Origin of the sequence: Sphingobium sp. WCS2017Hpa-17, assembly GCF_031843765.1 — a bacterium.
Classification (GTDB): Bacteria; Pseudomonadota; Alphaproteobacteria; order Sphingomonadales; family Sphingomonadaceae; genus Sphingobium.
This window is the reverse complement of record NZ_JAVTIV010000001.1, coordinates 737,950-754,702: the sequence shown is the minus strand read 5'-3', so window position 1 is coordinate 754,702 and position 16,753 is coordinate 737,950. Positions and strand designations below refer to the sequence as shown.

Annotated in this window: 15 protein-coding genes; 12 read left to right on the top strand and 3 right to left on the bottom strand. The window is 64.8% G+C overall.

What is annotated here, in order from left to right; translation table 11 throughout:
- Positions 1 to 107: 107 nt before the first annotated feature.
- Complete coding sequence (locus tag RQH62_RS03600) at positions 108 to 1,592, bottom strand: replicative DNA helicase (RefSeq protein WP_311267346.1); 1,485 nt, start codon at positions 1,590 to 1,592, stop codon at positions 108 to 110.
- A gap of 114 nt (positions 1,593 to 1,706) precedes the next feature.
- Between RQH62_RS03600 and RQH62_RS03595 the strand changes: the two genes are divergently transcribed.
- From RQH62_RS03595 to RQH62_RS03550, 10 genes are all read left to right on the top strand, one after another.
- Positions 1,707 to 2,189, top strand: coding sequence for a UPF0262 family protein (locus RQH62_RS03595; protein WP_311267345.1), 483 nt, complete (start codon positions 1,707 to 1,709; stop codon positions 2,187 to 2,189).
- A 13-nt stretch (positions 2,190 to 2,202) separates the two neighbouring features.
- Entirely contained in the window at positions 2,203 to 2,886 is a 684-nt protein-coding gene (locus RQH62_RS03590) for a GH25 family lysozyme (RefSeq protein WP_405053508.1), read from the top strand.
- On the top strand, positions 2,886 to 3,347 hold the full coding sequence (locus tag RQH62_RS03585) for a cytidine deaminase (RefSeq protein ID WP_311267344.1): 462 nt from the start codon (positions 2,886 to 2,888) through the stop codon (positions 3,345 to 3,347). Before RQH62_RS03590 ends, RQH62_RS03585 begins: the two co-directional genes overlap by 1 nt.
- A gap of 7 nt (positions 3,348 to 3,354) precedes the next feature.
- A complete protein-coding gene (gene dcd / locus RQH62_RS03580; RefSeq protein WP_311267343.1) occupies positions 3,355 to 3,909 on the top strand; it encodes a dCTP deaminase in 555 nt (184 codons plus the stop codon).
- A gap of 16 nt (positions 3,910 to 3,925) precedes the next feature.
- Positions 3,926 to 4,684: a metallophosphoesterase family protein gene (locus tag RQH62_RS03575; RefSeq protein WP_311267342.1), complete on the top strand. Its 759-nt coding sequence runs from the start codon at positions 3,926 to 3,928 to the stop codon at positions 4,682 to 4,684.
- A gap of 181 nt (positions 4,685 to 4,865) precedes the next feature.
- Complete coding sequence (locus tag RQH62_RS03570) at positions 4,866 to 7,694, top strand: TonB-dependent receptor (protein ID WP_311267341.1); 2,829 nt, start codon at positions 4,866 to 4,868, stop codon at positions 7,692 to 7,694.
- Positions 7,695 to 7,696: 2 nt separating this feature from the next.
- Positions 7,697 to 10,852, top strand: coding sequence for an amidohydrolase family protein (locus RQH62_RS03565; RefSeq protein ID WP_311267340.1), 3,156 nt, complete (start codon positions 7,697 to 7,699; stop codon positions 10,850 to 10,852).
- A 186-nt stretch (positions 10,853 to 11,038) separates the two neighbouring features.
- The gene (locus RQH62_RS03560; protein ID WP_311267339.1) at positions 11,039 to 11,344 is read left to right on the top strand and encodes a hypothetical protein; all 306 of its coding nucleotides are present in this window, start codon (positions 11,039 to 11,041) and stop codon (positions 11,342 to 11,344) included.
- The gene (locus RQH62_RS03555; RefSeq protein ID WP_311267338.1) at positions 11,341 to 12,921 is read left to right on the top strand and encodes a PepSY-associated TM helix domain-containing protein; all 1,581 of its coding nucleotides are present in this window, start codon (positions 11,341 to 11,343) and stop codon (positions 12,919 to 12,921) included. The genes RQH62_RS03560 and RQH62_RS03555 overlap by 4 nt, the downstream gene beginning before the upstream one ends.
- Positions 12,918 to 13,223, top strand: coding sequence for a DUF3325 domain-containing protein (locus RQH62_RS03550; protein WP_311267337.1), 306 nt, complete (start codon positions 12,918 to 12,920; stop codon positions 13,221 to 13,223). The genes RQH62_RS03555 and RQH62_RS03550 overlap by 4 nt, the downstream gene beginning before the upstream one ends.
- 95 nt (positions 13,224 to 13,318) lie before the next feature.
- Here RQH62_RS03550 and RQH62_RS03545 read toward each other — a convergent pair whose 3' ends face one another.
- A complete protein-coding gene (locus RQH62_RS03545) occupies positions 13,319 to 14,008 on the bottom strand; it encodes an anti-sigma factor (RefSeq protein ID WP_311267336.1) in 690 nt (229 codons plus the stop codon).
- On the bottom strand, positions 14,005 to 14,493 hold the full coding sequence (locus tag RQH62_RS03540) for an RNA polymerase sigma factor (RefSeq protein WP_311267335.1): 489 nt from the start codon (positions 14,491 to 14,493) through the stop codon (positions 14,005 to 14,007). Before RQH62_RS03540 ends, RQH62_RS03545 begins: the two co-directional genes overlap by 4 nt.
- Positions 14,494 to 14,581: 88 nt before the next feature.
- Here RQH62_RS03540 and RQH62_RS03535 point away from each other — a divergent pair, with 88 nt between their 5' ends.
- Both RQH62_RS03535 and RQH62_RS03530 read left to right on the top strand, forming a co-directional pair.
- Positions 14,582 to 15,886 (top strand): S8 family serine peptidase, encoded by a 1,305-nt coding sequence (locus tag RQH62_RS03535; protein ID WP_311267334.1) that lies wholly within the window; start codon positions 14,582 to 14,584, stop codon positions 15,884 to 15,886.
- 99 nt (positions 15,887 to 15,985) lie between these two features.
- Positions 15,986 to 16,702: a hypothetical protein gene (locus tag RQH62_RS03530; RefSeq protein ID WP_311267333.1), complete on the top strand. Its 717-nt coding sequence runs from the start codon at positions 15,986 to 15,988 to the stop codon at positions 16,700 to 16,702.
- Positions 16,703 to 16,753: the final 51 nt, after the last annotated feature.

The following is a 16,753-nucleotide window of genomic DNA, read 5'->3' as shown; positions in this document are numbered from 1 at the left end:
GCCTGTCGAAGCCCCTTCTTCTTTCCAGCATTGAAAGAAGAAGAACAGCCCTTCGACAGGCTCAGGGCGAACGGACTATGTGAAGCTGGAAACGAGCGGAAATCGGATTATTCGTAATCCAGATCCTGATAGCTATCATCCGCCACATCAGAGAAGCGCGTGATCTTGGCGTCGAACTTCATGCGAATGCGGCCCGTGGAGCCGTGGCGCTGTTTGGCGACGATCACTTCGGCCAAGCCATAGATGCGCTCCATATTTTCCTTCCACGCGGCATAGGCGGCCTCGTCGTCGGGCTTGGGTTCCTTGGCGGCTTCGTAATAATCCTCGCGGAACACGAACCAGACCATGTCGGCGTCCTGCTCGATCGAACCGGACTCGCGCAGGTCGGACAGTTGGGGGCGCTTATCCTCCCGCTGCTCCACGGCGCGGCTGAGCTGCGACAGCGCTAGCACCGGCACATGAAGTTCCTTCGCCAACGTCTTCAGACCACGGGAAATTTCAGAAATTTCGTTCACGCGATTTTCGTTGCCGCGTCCGGTACCCTGAAGCAACTGAAGATAGTCGACGACGATGAAGCCGATATCATGCCGCCGCTTCAACCGCCGCGCGCGGGTGCGCAGCGCCGCGATCGTCAGGCCCGGCGTATCGTCGATGAACAGCGGCAATTCCTGCAAGTCGCGGGCGGCGCGGGACAGGTTCTGGAAGTCCGCCCGGCTAATCTTGCCCATGCGCAGCGCTTCGCCGGAAATGCCCGACTGTTCGGCCAGAACGCGCGTTGCCAGCTGGTCGGCCGACATTTCGAGCGAGAAGAAAGCCGTCTTCGCCCCCATATTCTTTTCGGCCGGGATGCCATCCGCATTGTCCCGCAGCCAGCGTGACGCGGCATTATAGGCGATGTTGGTGGCCAGCGACGTCTTGCCCATGCCCGGACGGCCGGCGAGGATCATCAAGTCGGAATTATGCAGACCACCGATCTTGGCGTTCAGGCTGTTGATCCCGGTGGTGATCCCCGACACATGGCCGCCGCTGTTGAGCGCGCGTTCCGCCACCTGTACAGCGGCGGTCGAAGCCGTCAGGAAGCTCTTGACCGACCCGGACTCGCCCTCACCTTCGGACACTTTGTACAGCGCGACTTCCGCCGCCTCTATCTGCTCGCGGGGATTGACATCCTCGCTAGTATCCATCGCATTTTCAACCAGTTCCCGCCCGACGCTGACAAGCTGGCGCAGCAGGGCAAGATCATAGATCTGCGTCGCGAAATCGCGCGCACCGATCAGTGCCGCGCCATTGCCGGTCAACTGCGCCAGATAGGCCGCGCCGCCCAACTCCTTCAGCGCCGGATCCTGCTCCAGCATGGGCTTGAGCGTCACCGGATTGGCGACCATGTCCTTGTCCAGCAGGCGCATGATCGCGTCGTAGATGCGGCCGTGCAGCGGCTCGAAATAATGTTCGGCCTTTAGTTTCAACTGCACATCTTCGGCGATGCGGTTGTCGATCATGATCGCGCCCAGCAGCGCGGCCTCCGCCTCGACATTGCGCGGCAGTTCGGTTCCGCTGCTTTCAGCGGGGTTGATTTTCAGCAATTCGACCATGGCCCCTCTTTCCTCCGCCGACGCGCGGCGCGCAAGGGCCAGAACGGAAACCATCTGTGGATAAGTCCCGCTTGCTTTTCGGCGCGCGCCACCGCACTGACTAAATCCTGCATCATGGCCGATCCGCGCATCATAGACATCCAGCTGGACCAGCGCACGATCCTGTGGCGCAACGCCGACGTGGAGCAGGAACGGCGCATCGCGATCTTCGACCTGCTGGAGGATAATCATTTCGCGCCGCAGCGGGTCCATGCCGACGGTTATGCTGGCCCCTACAAGGTGATGCTGCGGGTCGAGGATGGGCGGCTGGCAATCGAGATCAACCGGGAGGATGACACGCCGCTGGAGGCGATCATCCTGGGCCTCGGCCGGTTCCGCCGGCCGATCCGCGAATATTTCGCCATTTGCGACAGCTATTATCAGGCGATCAGCAACGCCTCCCCGCAACAGATCGAGACGGTGGACATGGCCCGACGCGGCATCCACAACGACGCGGCGGAGGTGCTGAAGGAACGGCTGGAGGGCAAGATCGAGGTCGATTTCGACACCGCGCGCCGACTTTTCACGCTCATCTGCGTACTGCATATCAAGGGGTAAGACGATCAGGGTTGTGACTTTGGGTGGCCTGCTGGTCCGCATCGGTGCGGGACTGGCGGTGGTCGCGGCGCTGGCCTTGGCGCTGTGGCTCTATGCGCGCGCCTGGGCGCCTGATCGCGATCAATATCCGGTACAGGGCGTTAGCATCAGCGCCGATAATGGCCCGATCGACTGGGGCACGCTGGCGGCGCAGGGGGCGGACTTTGCCTATATCCGCGCGGGCGACGCCGCCGATCATCGCGACCCCGCCTTCGCCGCCAACTGGCGCGGGGCGCGGGCGGCCGGCATGCGCTATGGCGCGCTGATCGAATTCACCCCCTGCCGCCTCGCCAGCGATCAGGCGACCCGCTTCATGACCACCGTGCCGCGCGACAATGCCGCGCTGCCCCCGGTCATCCGCCTCGCCTTCACGCCCGCCTGCACCGCCCGGCCGAACCGCGACCTGCTGCTGTCGGAACTCAACACGCTGGTCAATCTGGTGGAGGGGCATGCGGGGAAGACCGTGCTGCTCAACGTGACCGAGGATTTCGACAAGGCTTACGATATCGGCTCCGGCATCAATCGGACCTTGTGGCTGGACGGCAACTTCTTTCCGCCCGATTATTCCACGCGGCCCTGGGTGATGTGGACAGCCAGCGACATGCGGCATATCGACGGCGTCGATGGTCCGGTCCGATGGAATGTGGTGGCGCCCTGATGCACGATAATGAACAACGAGTTGGACAGTTAATCGCGGCAGCACGCGAAGCGATGGCCAACGCCCATGCGCCCTATAGCCGCTTTGCCGTGGGCGCCGCCGTGCGCCTGACCGATGGTAGCATCGTCACCGGCTGCAACTTCGAAAATGCCAGCTATGGCCTGTCTCTCTGTGCCGAAACGGTCGCGCTCGCCACCGTCAATGCGCAGGGTCGTTTCGGTGACGTAACGGAAATTGCGGTCGTCGGCGGCGCCATGGACGCGGGCGAGGAAGCGCTCGTTACCCCCTGTGGCCGCTGCCGCCAGATCATGAACGAAACCGAGCAGATGGCCGGCCGCGTCCTGTCCATCTATTGCGCCACACCCAGCGGCGACCGTATCCTCGACCTCAAGGTTGCAGACCTCCTCCCCCATGCCTTCGGTCCCGCGGACCTGGGCATCGGCCCCATGACAAAGAGCTGAAAACGACATGGCCATTCTTTCCGACAAGTGGATCCGCGAACAGGCGCTGAGCACCGGCATGATCGAGCCGTTCGTGGAGAGCCAGCGGCGCGAGGGCTGCATCAGCTACGGCCTGTCCTCCTATGGCTATGACGCGCGGGTGGCGGACGAGTTCAAGATTTTCACCAATGTCGACAGCACGATCGTCGATCCCAAGGATTTCGATCCGAAGAATTTCGTCGATCGCAAGACCGAATGCTGCATCATCCCGCCCAACAGCTTCGCATTGGCCCGCACGGTCGAATATTTCCGCGTGCCCCGCGACGTGCTGGTCATTTGCCTCGGCAAGTCCACCTATGCCCGTTGCGGCATCATCGTGAACGTGACCCCGCTGGAGCCGGGCTGGGAAGGGCATGTGACGCTGGAATTTTCCAACACCACGCCCCTGCCCGCCAAGATCTACGCCAATGAGGGCGCATGCCAGTTCCTGTTCCTTCAGGGCAATGAGCCTTGCGAAGTCAGCTATGCCGACCGGGCCGGCAAATATATGGGCCAGCAGGGCGTGACTCTCCCCCGTCTGTAGTGCGACTATCGCCGGCATGACATTCTGGCGCAGGACAAGGCGCGATGCCGCGCCACTGCCCGATACGGGGGCGGACCGGCGGGTTTATGCGATCGGCGACGTGCATGGTTGTGCCGACCTGCTCGACCAGTTGCTGGCGATGATTGCTCAGGATGATGGCGATCGCGATCGTAAGCCGATCAGCCTGATCCTGCTGGGCGACCTGATCGACCGTGGCCCCGATTCGCGGCTCGTAGTCGAACGGGTGATGGCGCTGATGGCGTCTGGTGGTGATGTGCGCTGCCTAAAGGGCAATCATGAGGAGGTCTTCATCCTGGCGGCGCGCGGCGATATGCGCGTAGTGCCGGTTTTCCGCCGCATGGAGGGGGAGGCTACGTTGGCCAGCTACGGGTTGGACCCCGCCCTGTTCCGAGTCATGACCGATGCGGAAATCGTCGCGTGGATGGTCAGACATGTGCCGCGCGCCCATGTCGATTTTCTGGATGCCCTGCCCGACAGCATCGCCATGGGCGATTATCTGTTCGCCCATGCCGGCATCCGCCCCGGCGTGCCGATGGATGCACAAAGCCCGGCTGACCTGCGCTGGATCAGGCGCGAATTTCTCGACCATCGCGGCGCACACAGCCATATGATCGTGCATGGCCACAGCATCAGCCCCGATGTGGACGAACGGGCCGGACGGATCGGCATCGACACCGGCGCTTTCCTGTCGGGCCGGCTGACCGCTATCGGGCTGGAGGGCACCGAGCGCTGGATTTTGCAGACCGGCGGCTGACATTTTGCGACGCAACATTGCGTCGTCATGGAACAGACCCGCACGACATCCTGTGCTTCTCATAAGTCTATCAGAATCATTTTATGTCGTAATTCTGTAATTCGCGATAGCGGAACACATGAGTTTGTCCGTTTGAAGGAATAGAACGGCACGAAATGCCGTCTCAGCAGGGGAACAGACAATGCGTATTCGCCATGCCCTGGCGGGGATTAGCCTCGCCATATGCCTCGTGTCGCCCACTCAACTTCTCGCAGCCGCAACAACAGACGTCACGCTGACACAACGGCACAAATTCGACATTCATGTTCAGCCGCTCAGCGGCGCATTGCGCCAGTTGTCCGCCCAGTCGGGCGTGCGCATCCTTTTCCCCTATGACGAAGTCGCCACCATCCGCAGCCGCCGTATCCAGGGCTGGCTGTCGACCCAGGATGCGCTGGCCAGGCTGCTGGCCGGTACCGACCTCACCTCCACCCCCGCCGGTGCCGGCGTGATTGCGCTCGCAGCGCCCGCCAGCCGCAGCGCAGCGCGCCGCAGCCCGCTGGCGCTGCAATTCGCCCAGGCCAGCCTGCCCGGCGCCGCGCCGGCCGCAATGAGCATGACCCCGGCCCCGGAACCGATCGAAGATGCCACGCCGATCATCGTCACCGGCACGCGCACGACGACCCGCACCGTGGCAGAAAGCCTCGCGCCGATCGACGTGCTGGGCGAGAAGGATCTGGAGACGAGCGGCAAACAGTCGGTACGCGACCTGCTCGGCACGCTGGTCCCTTCAATCAACGTGTCCAACAATGGCGCGGGCGCCAGCTGGGCAGTCCGCACCCTGTCGCTGCGCGGTCTGGGCGGCGACCAGTTGCTGGTGCTGGTCAATGGCAAGCGCCGCCACAATACCGCCACCCTGTTCATCAACGGATCGGTCCAGAACGGCCAGTCGCCGCCGGACCTCGACCTGATCCCCGGCAATGCGATCCAGCGGATCGAAGTGCTGCGCGACGGCGCGTCGGCGCAATATGGGTCGGACGCGATTGCCGGCGTCGTCAACATCATCCTGAAGAATGACACGGCCGGCGGCGCGGCGCTGACGCTGGGCAGCACGGCCGACAATGGCGGCTGGCAAGGTCGCTGGCAGGTCGACAAGGGCTTCGCGATCGGCCCGGACGGCGGCTATATCCACCTGTCGGGTGATGGCGTGCTACAGGACAATACGATTACCAAGAGCAGCCCGATCACCGGCCAATTCTATCCGTCCGGCGACCCGCGCAATGCCGATCCGGACCGCATCCGCGCCAAATATGGCCAGCCGCAGGTGATCGGCGGCAATGTGGGCTATGATGCGATGCTGCCGGTGGGCGACAGTCTGGAGCTTTACAGCTTCGGCACCTATTCCAAGCGTCATGCCGCCGGCTGGCTGACCTATCGCACGCCGCAAGCCGCCAACAATATCATCGAGATTTATCCGGAAGGCTATATCCCGCGCATCCACGTCTATGACCAGGATTTCCAGTTTGCAGGCGGCCTGCGCGGTGAAGTCGGCGGCGGCGTCCATTTCGACCTGAGCACCAGCTATGGGCAGGATGAGGTCAAATATGCCCAGACCACGTCGCTCAACCCGTCGCTTGGGACGGCCAGCCCGACCAACTTCTATCTCGGCAAGCTGCGCTTTGACGAATGGGTCAGCAATCTGGACCTGAGCAAGGAATTCGATATCGGTCTGGCCGGGCCGCTCTCCGTCGCAGTGGGCGCCGAGTATAAGAAGAACAAGTTCGTCATCAGCCCCGGCGATTCGGTATCCTACGACAATGGCGGCTATATTTTCCCGGTCGGCGGCTGGCGCGGCGGCACTTATGCCAGCGGCATCGGGTCACAGGGCGTCATCGGCTTCACCCCCGAAGGATCGGGTAGCTGGAGCCGCGACAACTGGAGCGCCTATGGCAATATCGAGGGCAAGATCGTCGAAGGCGTCGAATTCGGCCTGGCCGGGCGGCATGAGGATTATTCCGACTTCGGCACCACCGATACCGGCAAGGCGTCGCTGCGCATAGAACCGGTAAGAGGTATAGCGATCCGTGGGACGGCCAGCACCGGCTTCCGCGCCCCCACGCTCCAGCAACAACATTATAACTCGTCCAGCACGATCGGCGTGGTCATCGACGGCGTCAGCCAGCTGCGTCCGGTGGTCGCCCTGCCAGTCGACAGCGCAGCGGCGCGGGCACTTGGCGCCGTTGCGCTCAGGCCCGAAAAGTCGACCAGCTTCTCGGCCGGGCTGGTGCTGACGCCGCTCCCCAACTTCAACCTCACCGTCGATGCCTATCAGATCAAGGTCAAAGACCGTATCCTGCTCAGCGGCACGCTGTCCGGCACGGCCGTCGTCGATATTCTGAATGCCAATGGCTATGCTGGCAACTTCGGCGCGCTCATCTTTTCCAACGCCGCCGACACGCGGACCCGCGGCCTGGATATCGTCGCCACCCATCGCGCCAATCTCGGCGATCTTGGCAATCTGACGACGTCGCTGTCGGCCAATTTCAACAAGACCGTCTTCACTCATATCGACCCGCCGCCGACGGGTGGCAGCGGCGTCTCCTTCGTCGCGCGCGACCGGCAGGGCGACCTCAGCGAAGGCACGCCGCGCAACAAGTTCATTGCCAACTTCCTTTGGGAAACCGGCGATTTCAACGCGAACCTGCGCGCCACACGCTTCGGCAAGGTTACGCAGAGGGCGGCGCTGCCGGTCCTGCATACCGCTGACTGGACATCCTGCACGGCCGTATCGGCGACCTGTGTGTCAAGCTATGCCGACGAAGAGTTGAAGCCCAAGACCATTCTTGACCTGGAACTGGGCTACAAGCTGTCCAAGGGCGTCAAGCTGTCGGTCGGCGCGAACAATCTGCTCAACACCTATCCCAACAAGCTGAAGCCGGTGAACCGACTCTCCGGTAGCCTCTACAATGCATATGCCCCCTACGGCATCAGCGGCGGCTTCTATTATGGCCGGTTCAACCTGGAGTTCTGACGATGACGAAGATCAAGGGCGTCAGCCGCCGCGAGGCGATCGCGGCGGGCGGGATCGGCTTGCTGGCCGCCGGCAGCGCAGCATCGGTGGCAACGGGATCGGCGGCGCAATCCCCCGGCGCCCCCGCCGCCGGCAAGGAGACAGCGGTGACGGTCGAGGACTGCACCAATGTCGCCCTTGCCCTCTCCCCGGACGGCAGCCGCATCGCCTTCGACCTGCTCGGCATATTGTGGACGATGCCGGTCGGCGGCGGGCCCCTGAAGCGGCTGACCGGCGATTTTGACGACCTTGCCCAGCCGGACTGGTCGCCGGATGGCAAGCGTATCGCTTTCCAATCCTATCGCAGCGGCAATTTCCATATCTGGTCGGTGGCGGCGGATGGCAGCGACATGCGCCAGCATACGGACGGGCTGCTCGACGATCGCGAGCCGCGCTGGTCGCCGGACGGCAAGACGATTGCCTTCGCCAGCGACCGGGCGGAAGGGCGCTATGCCATTTACCTGCTCGATGTGGCGAGCGGCAAGGTGACGCCCTTCTCCAAGGGAGACACGAATGACAGCGAACCGGCCTGGTCGCCGGATGGCAAGCGGATCGCCTATGTCGCGGGCGGCACGAAACTGGTGGTGGCGGACGTCGCCAGCGGCACGGTGCGCGATGTCGCATCGGTTCCGCCCTCGCCCGACCGCTATAATCCATCGGCCATCATGGCGCCGGCTTTCGCGCCGGACGGCACGATCGCCTATACCCGCGTTCAGCCGGGATCGCTGACGCTGGTGCTGGGCGACAAGGATATCGTGGTTGGCGAGGATCTCTATCCCTTCCGGCCTGCCTTCACGAAGGATGGGGCCATCCTCTATGGGTCGGGTGGCAAGCTGCGTAGTCTGAAGAGCGGCAAGGCGTCGATCATCCCCTTTTCCACCCAGATACCCGTCACCACGCCCGATTATCGCAAGAAGACCCGCGACTTCACCTCCACCACGGCAAAGCCCGTCGTCGGCATCGCCGCGCCGATGCTGTCCCCCGATGGCAAGAGCATCGTCTTCGCGGCGCTCAACGACATTTATCTGATGCCGATCGGCGGCGCACCCAAGGCGATCATCACCGATGCCTTCCATAAATGCGATCCCGCCTGGTCGCCCGATGGCAAGAGCATCGCTTACTCATCCGACCGGGGGGGCACGCTCGACCTATGGCTGCATGAGGTCGCTACGGCCAAGGAACGGCAACTCACCAATATTCCCGACAAGGCGGTCGCCTGGGGCAGTTGGTCGCAGGATGGCAAGCAGATCGCCTTCCTGGATCAGGACGGCGCATTGCACACGGTGGAGGTTGTCAGCGGCGTCGTCACCAAGCGGTTCGATGCGATCTGGGAACCGGGCCGGCCCAGCTTCGGCCTCGGTGGCAAGAGCATCGCCTATGCCGCGTTCAAGCCCGTAACTGGCCGCTACCGCGAAGGCGCCAGCCAGATATTGACGGTCGATCTCGCCAGCGGCAAGGGTACCTACCGCCCCGTCTTCGAAGGCAAGTCGCTCGGCACGCGCGGGCATGATGGGCCGATCTGGTCGCCCGACGGTACGAAGTTGGCGTTCGTTTTCGCCAGCACGCTGTGGATCGCGCCGGTCGCGCCCGACGGCAGCTTCACCGCTGCCCCCAAGCAGATCACGACCGATGTCACCGACGCGCCAAGCTGGAGTGGCGACAGCAGCAAACTTCTCTATCTCAGCAATGGCAAGCTGCGCCTCGTCCCGGTTAGCGGCGGAGCGGCGCAGACGATTCCCTGTCGGCTGACATGGGCCAATGCCAAACCGGCGGGCCGCACCGTCATCCGCGCCGGCAAGGTCTGGGATGCGCTCTCGGCCGACTATAAGACCAATGTCGACGTCGTGCTGGACGGCAACCAGATCAGCGCCGTCACGCCACGCGGCGCCGGCGCATCCAACGCCAATGCGAAGATCATCGACGCGCCGGACCTGACGCTGATGCCGGGCCTGATCGACATGCACACGCACCGGCAGATGGCAGGCTATGGCTATGGCGATCGCATGGGGCGGCTGTGGCTGGCGATGGGCGTCACCGCCACCCGATCGCCGGGCTGCCCCGCCTATCATATGGTCGAGGATCGGGAGGCGATCCAGAGCGGCAAGCGGATCGCCGCGCGCCACTATGCCACCGGCGAAGCGATCGACGGCGGACGCATCTTCTATAATTTCATGCGCCCCGTCACCGAACCGGGCCAGATGGCGCTGGAACTGGAGCGCGCCAAAGCGCTGGATTACGACATGGTGAAAACCTATGTCCGGTTGCGCCATGATACCCAGAAGGAGGTGGTCGACGCCTCCCACCGCATGGGTATGCACCTGTCGTCCCATTATCATTATCCCGCGCTGCACAGCGGCATGGACTGCATGGAACATACCGGCGCGACCAACCGCTACGGCTATTCCCGCACGATCACGTCGCTCGGCGGCGGCTATCATGATGTGAATGACCTGTTCGCTGCGGCCAAGGCCGGGCGCACGCCGACGTTGTTCGCCGCGACCGCGTTGCTGGGGCTGGATGACGGCTTTACCCGCGATTCGCGCATCACTACCCTTTATCCCGCCTGGGAATTTGCCAAGCTGACCGGCCGGGTGAAGGCCATGACCGGCGAAGGCGGCGCCCCGATGCTCGCCTCGCTGGAGCGGCAGGTGGCGCAGATCAAGCTGATGCTGGAAGCGGGCTGGCATCCCATTTCCGGTACCGATGCGCCGATCGACCTGACCGCGATCAGCCTGCACCTCAACCTGCGCGGCATGGTGAAGTTCGGCATCAGTCCCCATGACGCGCTGATGATGACGACACGTTGGTCGGGCGAGTTTCTGGGCGAGCCGGTGGGACGGATCGAGCGGGGCATGCTGGCCGACCTTATCCTGGTCGAGGGCGATCCCCTGAAGGACATCGACGCCGTGGCCAATGTGCGACAGGTGATCGCGAATGGCGTCGTCCATACGCCCGACCAGTTGATGGCCCCCTTCGCCGCTGCGAAGCCGCAAGCCACGCTCACGCCGATGCGGCCGATGCTGGCGGACGCGCACCAGCATTATTGGTGGCACGACCCTGACTATGTCGAAAGCAGCCGTGCCGCCTGCTGCGCGGGCCATGCCGTGGCCCATGCCTGATCCGTGCAGGGAGCGGCGGGATTTGAACCGCCGCCCCGCAACGGATCAGGAAATTGACGGCGCTACCGTCTCAGCCGCACCACGCTCTTACCCAACGGCCAATTTTCGGATGGACATCCGCGCGCCCCTCGCCTACCCGCTCCTGCGAGTTATTATCATTAATATGCGCAGAGTGGACTTATCGTCATGGCTTCCAGGGCTTCCCCCGCACCACGCTACAGGCTGGCCGTCGCCAGCCGCGTTCTGGCGGCGATTCCGCTCAATTATGCCCTGACGTCCATCGTCACCGCCCTGCTGGCCCGCCATCTGCCGCTATCCCGCGCAGAGGCCAGCGTTGCGGCGACCCTCACCTCTTTCCTCATCTTCGCCCTGATCGCCATGGCGATCTTCCATGCCCGATCGACCGCCAAGGTCTGGGTCTGGATGATCGGCAGCACCGCGCTGCTCGGCACCCTGCTTGCTTTGTCGCTCCAGTTGGGAGGCCGGGCATGAAGGATGGTTTCCGCCAGTCCATGGCCTGGCTCCACACCTGGACCGGACTGCTGCTGGGCTGGCTGCTCTTCGCCATGTTCGTCACCGGCACCGCTGCCTATTTCCAGGAGGAAATCAGCCGCTGGATGAAGCCGGAAGTCACCGCTGCGCCCGATCGCGAAGCCGCGACGCAGGCGGCCATCACCTATCTACACCGCACCCAGCCGGATGCGGAAAGCTGGTTCATTTCGCCTCCCTCCGCGCGCAGCCCCACGGTCAGCACCTTTTGGCAACCACGCAAGGTGGAGGGCGAGGAACCCCGCAAGCGGCGCGGTCGGCGTGGCGACACCAGCGCCACGCTGGACGGACAGGGCCAGCCCGTCACCGCACGCGAGACGCAGGGCGGCTTCTTCCTCTACCGCTTCCATTTCGACCTGCACTATATGCCGGTTTATTGGGCACGCTACCTGGTCGGCGTTGCTGCGATGTTCATGCTGATCGCGATTTTCAGCGGCATCGTAACCCACAAGAAGATTTTTGCCGATTTCTTCATGCTGCGCTTCGGCAAGGGGCAGCGCAGCTGGCTGGACGCGCATAATGTCACGGCGGTCTTCGCCCTGCCTTTCTATCTGATGATCACCTATACCGGGCTGGTCACGCTGGCGACCATGTACATGCCCTGGGGCATTGCCGCCAATTACAGCAAGCCCGACGCCTTTTTCGAGGAAGTGTTTCCCGGTCGCAAGGAAATGGAACGGTCCGACATCGGCGCGCCGCTGGTCCCGGTGAGGCCGTTGATGGAGGTCGCCCGCCAGCGGTGGAACGGCGCGGAGATCGGATCGGTGCGCATCGCCCTGCCCGGTGACCAGAACAGCACCATCACCCTGACCCGCGCGTCCAGCGGTGCCATTGGTTCGCGCGGCGAAAGCATGGTCTTTTCCGGCACGACCGGCGACCTGCTGGAGGAAAGCCCGACGCAGGGCGGCGCAATGGCGACGCAGAGCGTGATGATCGGCCTGCATGCAGGCCGCTTTGCCGGCTGGGGCCTGCGCTGGCTCTATTTCCTGTCCGGTGTCGGCGGCACGATCATGGTCGGCAGCGGCCTTGTCCTGTGGACCGTCAAGCGCCGCGCCAAACTGCCCGATCCCGCCCGCCCGCATTTCGGCTTCCGTCTGGTCAGTCGCATGAATATCGCGGCCATTGCTGGCCTGCCGGCGGGCATCGCCACCTATTTTCTGGCCAACCGCCTGCTGCCGCTGGGCATGGCGGAGCGGGCGGACTGGGAAATCCACAGCCTGTTCATCGCCTGGGGCGCGACGCTGATCTGGGCCATTGCACGCCCTGAAAAGCGGGCCTGGGTGGAAAGCCTGACGCTGGCCGCGGGCCTGTTCGGCGCCGTCCCGGTGGTCAACGCGCTGACGGTACCACGCAACAGCATCAATGGGCTGCGTTCGGGCGACTGGTTGTTCGTCGCTTTCGACATTGCCATGCTGATGCTGGCGGTCGGCTTTGGCTATGCCGCGCACAAGGCGGCTCGCGCTACCACCGCAAAGCCCCGCCGCGCCCGCGCGATCAAGGAAGAACTGGCCACCGCATGACCCACATCATCGCCATCGCGCTTTGCATCACCGGCTTCGCTTGCCTCTGCGCCGCTATGGTCCGGCACCAGCCCGATTTCGTCGGGCGCAAGCTGGATGCGGGGACCAGCCGCATGCTACGTCATGCCGGCTTCGCTCTGTTGATGGCGGCATTGGCGATCGACATGACCGGCCTGGGCGCTGGCTATGGCGCGGTCGCCTGGTGCGCGCATCTCACGCTGGGCGCTGGACTGGTGCTGTTTCGATTGAACCGCGCGATCGCGCGCCAGCCGGCCAAGGTGAAACCGGCGCCCAAACGGTAGTAACCCCTGTTCCGTTCGTGCTGAGCTTGTCGAAGCACGCATGCGGCGCCCTTCGACAGGCTCAGGGCGAACGGCTCTCGGAGAAATTCAGCCTCTCACTGCCACCCGTTCGCTGCCGCCTTCTTCTCGCCAGCGGCATCGGCCGGCACACCGGCGATCAGCGCATCGACCGTCGCCATCACCCGCGCGTCGGCGGAGGACGCCTGACGGTAAGCCGTTTCCTGCCCCGCCCCCGGCAGCATCTGCTGCACCTGCCAGCCGGCATCCTCACGACAGGCCACGCCCGCCATCGCGCCGTCGAAGCTGCGGCACCAGCCGCCACCCTTGCGCTGGAAGGTCAGGCCGATGCGGATTGCCGCGCCATCCTGCGCCGACGCCAACTGGCTATCGAGCGCGGTGGCCAATGGCCCTTGAGCAACCATAACGCCGTCCTTCATGCCGACCGGCCCGGCCTCTCCGCCGGAAAAGCGACCAACACCAAGGCTCAGCACCAGACTGGCCGCAATCGCGCCGCCCATCGCCCAGCCACCCCAGCGACGGGCCGGCCGTGTCATCGGCACCACCGTCTCGTTTTCCTCCAGCAGGCTGCGCAACCGTTCGGGGACAGGCTCCTGCGCCAGCGGAGCGTAATGGCCCGCCAGCCGCTCCCGCAGCCGGCGATGCTGCGCCAGCCGCTCGGCCAGCGCGGGGTCGCCCGCTGCGGCCCGTTCCACCCGGCGCCGATTCACCTCGTCCAGTTCGCCGTCGACCAGCGCAATCAGCATGGCTTCGTCGATATCCGTCATGCCGCTTCTCCCATCAATTCCAGTAATGCGCCGCGTCCCCGGACCAGCCGCGATGTCAGCGTGCCCATAGGGATGTCCAGCACCGCCGCCGCTTCCTTGTAGGAAAGCCCCTCCACCAGCACGAGTGCGATCGCCTCGCGCTGTTCTTCGGGCAGGGCCTGCATCGCCCGGTCGACGTCGGATAACATCATATGCGCCTCCACATCGCGGTCGCCGGCATGGCCGACGGTCAGCCCCGCCTCTTCCGGGGCGAAGGTCTTTGCCGCGCGCTGGCGGGCGCGAGCTTCGTCAATCCACAGGTTGCGCATGATCCGATACATCCAGCTGTCCAGACGAGTGCCCGGCTGCCATTGATCGCGTGCCTTGAGGCCGCGCTCCAGCGCGGCCTGGCACAGATCATCGCCATCGGCGCGATCCCGCGACAGGCTGGCGGCAAAGCGCCGCAGCCGGGGCAGGATCGCCAGCAGGTCGCGTTCGAATGACATCGATACTCCGTCGCTTGTTCGAAGGATGAAACGCGCCAGCCCATCCGTTTCATCCCGGACATGAGTGACGAATGGACATTTTTTCGCAATGGATGATTTTGCACGCGAAAGGATCGGTGAGACGGACATGAAGCTGACGCGCCCATGGATGATGGCGGGCCTGATCCTGCTGGCGCCCGCCAACATGTCGGATGCGCAGGCCCAGTTGCTGCCCGGTGGCGGCGGGTTGGGCACGGTCGGTCAGGTCGTGCCCGATACGCTGGATCAGGTCGGAGAGCGAGTTGGTTCGGCGGTGGATGCAACCGGACTGGACAGGCTCAGCCCCGCCCGGCTTGCCGACCGATTGGCCGCAGCGCGCGCCGCGCGGATCAGCGACCTGCTGCGCCGGCATGGCAATCAAATCGAACTGGACGACCGGCGCGAACCGGCGCGGCGCGGCGTGATTCTGTTGACTGGTGCCGATGATGCGGCCCTCACGGCCCTGCGCGCGGCCGGCTATGGGGTGGAGAGCGAGACGGTGGAGGGCATCGACCTGCCCGTCGCCCGCCTGACCCCGCCCAAGGACAAGAGCCTCGCGCGCGCGCTGCGTGACGTGCGCAAGATCGCACCCCGCGCGCAGGCGAGCGCGGACAATCTCTATTTCCCCAGCGGCCCGGCGCTGGCTCTTTCAGGTACGGCGCTGGCCGGTGGCGGCCGGATTGATGGCCGGATCGCCGGCCTGATCGATGGTGGCGTGGGCCGCCATCCTTCGCTTGGGCCTGCCATCGAGCAGCGCGGCTTTGCGCAGGGGGCGCCGCGCGCCAGCCCCCATGGCACCGCCGTCGCCTCGCTCATCAGCGGCGACGGGTTGGTGCGCGGCGGCGCACCGGGCGCACCGCTTCTGGTGGCGGACGTCTATGGTGACGATCCGGCCGGCGGCGGGGCCTTCTCCATCGTCCGTGCGCTGGGATGGATGGCGGCGCGCGGCGTGCGCGTGGTGACGGTCAGTCTGGTCGGCCCGGCCAACCCTTTGCTCGACGGCGCGATCCGGCTGGCGCGGGATAGGGGCGTGACGGTCGTAGCGGCGGTGGGCAATGACGGCCCGGCCGCCCCGCCAGCCTACCCCGCCTCCTATCCCGGCGTGATCGCCGTCACCGGCATAGACGGACGCGGGCGCCCCCTGCCTGAAGCGGGACGCGCGCTCCATGTCGATTTCGCGGCGCCCGGCGCGGACATGCAGGCGGCCGACACACAGGGCGGCAAGACAGCGGTACGCGGCACCAGCTTCGCCGCGCCGCTGGTCGCCGGCCGGCTGTTCACGCGCGGCACGCTGGCCGCCCTGCGCGCCGAAGCCGGCGCCAGCCGCAAGGGACAGCCGCCAGTTATTTGCGAAAATTGCAGAAATAACGACTGATTATCAGTAGTTTGAAAATATTTCATCGGCGCCGGGATTAAAGCGATCGCCCTTCCCGTTCTCCTTTCATCACAACGACATTGATGAAGGAGACATGAGATGAAAGCCAAGTATCTGATCGCCGCAGCCTGCTTCGCCGCCCTGTCGACGGCGCCTGCTTCGGCACAGCTTCTGGGCGGCGGCGGCGGCGGTGGTCTGGGCGGTTCGCTCGGCGGCGCGCTGGGTGGTAGCGGCAGCGGCGGCCTCTCTGGCCCGCTCGGCGGCTCGCTAGGCGGCGCAGGCAGCCTCGACCGCAGCGTCGATCTCGACAATGGCCGTGTCGGCGCCAGCGGGTCGAGCCGTGGCCGGGCCGATGACGCCGCCAGCGGTTCCGCCACCCGCAAGGGCAAGAGCCGCAGCGCCAACGCATCCGGTTCGGCCAGCGGTTCGGCTGATGGCGGTCTGGCCGTCGACACGCTCGGCACCAATGATGCGCGCAACGCCGTCGGCTCGGTCCGGGACCGCGCCACCGACACGGCCGGCACCGTCCGCGACCGGGCTACCGATACGGCAAGCGCCGCTCGTGATCGGGCCACGACCACTGTGGCCAGCGCTCGCGACCGGGCCGGCACGGCGGTGGACAACAGCCGCGATCGCGTCTCTGCGGTGAAGGACCGCGCCGGTTCGGCCGCTGGCAATGCGGCTGGGCAAGCAACGGGCGCCGTCAACAATGCCGCCTCGATCGACGCCAGCGGCTCGCTGTCTGGTCAGGTCAGCGGTCAAAGCTCTTCGACCGGTGGCACCAGTAGCAACGACACCCCCGATCAGGCGGACTGATTGACCCCGCCGGGGCATGCGGACAAGCGGTCACGTTCCACACCGCCTGGC

Excerpts from the sequence above, each read along its gene's own strand:
- RQH62_RS03550 (WP_311267337.1), top strand. The coding sequence starts at position 12,918 with ATGACCCACATCATCGCCATCGCGCTTTGCATCACCGGCTTCGCTTGC.
- RQH62_RS03545 (WP_311267336.1), bottom strand. The coding sequence starts at position 14,008 with ATGACGGATATCGACGAAGCCATGCTGATTGCGCTGGTCGACGGCGAA.
- RQH62_RS03530 (WP_311267333.1), top strand. The coding sequence starts at position 15,986 with ATGAAAGCCAAGTATCTGATCGCCGCAGCCTGCTTCGCCGCCCTGTCG.
- RQH62_RS03555 (WP_311267338.1), top strand. The coding sequence starts at position 11,341 with ATGAAGGATGGTTTCCGCCAGTCCATGGCCTGGCTCCACACCTGGACC.
- RQH62_RS03570 (WP_311267341.1), top strand. The coding sequence starts at position 4,866 with ATGCGTATTCGCCATGCCCTGGCGGGGATTAGCCTCGCCATATGCCTC.
- dcd (WP_311267343.1), top strand. The coding sequence starts at position 3,355 with ATGGCCATTCTTTCCGACAAGTGGATCCGCGAACAGGCGCTGAGCACC.
- RQH62_RS03540 (WP_311267335.1), bottom strand. The coding sequence starts at position 14,493 with ATGTCATTCGAACGCGACCTGCTGGCGATCCTGCCCCGGCTGCGGCGC.
- RQH62_RS03560 (WP_311267339.1), top strand. The coding sequence starts at position 11,039 with ATGGCTTCCAGGGCTTCCCCCGCACCACGCTACAGGCTGGCCGTCGCC.
- RQH62_RS03600 (WP_311267346.1), bottom strand. The coding sequence starts at position 1,592 with ATGGTCGAATTGCTGAAAATCAACCCCGCTGAAAGCAGCGGAACCGAA.
- RQH62_RS03565 (WP_311267340.1), top strand. The coding sequence starts at position 7,697 with ATGACGAAGATCAAGGGCGTCAGCCGCCGCGAGGCGATCGCGGCGGGC.
- RQH62_RS03535 (WP_311267334.1), top strand. The coding sequence starts at position 14,582 with ATGGATGATTTTGCACGCGAAAGGATCGGTGAGACGGACATGAAGCTG.
- RQH62_RS03575 (WP_311267342.1), top strand. The coding sequence starts at position 3,926 with ATGACATTCTGGCGCAGGACAAGGCGCGATGCCGCGCCACTGCCCGAT.
- RQH62_RS03595 (WP_311267345.1), top strand. The coding sequence starts at position 1,707 with ATGGCCGATCCGCGCATCATAGACATCCAGCTGGACCAGCGCACGATC.
- RQH62_RS03585 (WP_311267344.1), top strand. The coding sequence starts at position 2,886 with ATGCACGATAATGAACAACGAGTTGGACAGTTAATCGCGGCAGCACGC.